1 protein-coding gene and 1 pseudogene are annotated in these 653 nt (G+C 36.6%); one reads left to right on the plus strand and one right to left on the minus strand.

Annotated elements, in window-relative coordinates:
- Positions 1-426 (plus strand): annotated as a pseudogene (locus ACFINC_RS09910) (rhomboid family intramembrane serine protease); the annotation flags it as partial.
- Here ACFINC_RS09910 and ACFINC_RS09915 read toward each other — a convergent pair.
- Positions 423-653 (minus strand): TrmH family RNA methyltransferase (locus tag ACFINC_RS09915; protein ID WP_375617105.1); only part of this gene is annotated, 231 nt, incomplete at its 5' end. The pseudogene ACFINC_RS09910 and the gene ACFINC_RS09915 sit on opposite strands and share 4 nt — an antisense overlap.

A 653-nucleotide genomic window follows, 5' to 3' on the forward strand; every position in this document is an offset into this window, starting at 1 on the left:
CTCCTTTAGTAAAACATTTTGGTATTTTACGTTTTTTAGTTTTTTGGGTGTTAACGGCAATTATTTCTGTTTTGACTTATTTTACATTTCATCAAGAAAGTATCATATCACTTGTTGGAGCATCAGGTTCCGTATCTGGAATGATGGGAGCTATTGCACGTTACGGTTTTCCTAGCAGCTATTTAGGTGTCAATACGCAGAACGAAAAACCTTTGGGAGCTTTATTATCTATCAAAAAAGCCCTTTGTTCCAAGGGCGTCCTTATTTATAAGTGTATGGCTAGCGGCTGATGTTATCATAGGTATTTTTTCCGTTCTGTTTGAAGAAAATGGTATCTCAATAGCATGGGAAGCACATATTGGTGGGTTTTTAGCGGGTTTTTTGTTGGTTGGCTTTTTTGATGTTGCACAAAAAATTAAAAGCTAGAATCTAAGATATTTATGCGTCACATAAAGCGCTATTGTTGCTGCATTTGAAACATTTAATGATTTAATATTTCCAGGCATGTCAAGGCGTGCTAGAGCGCAAACGGTTTCACGCGTTTTTTTTCGTAAGCCTTTACCTTCTGCGCCTAAAACAAGAGCAATTTTACTCCCTGTTAATGTTTTTTCTAGAGGTTGATTCCCTTCTGAATCAAGACCAAAGCTTGTAAA

This window comes from Bartonella sp. AP58NXGY, assembly GCF_042195785.1.
Taxonomy (GTDB): Bacteria; Pseudomonadota; Alphaproteobacteria; order Rhizobiales; family Rhizobiaceae; genus Bartonella.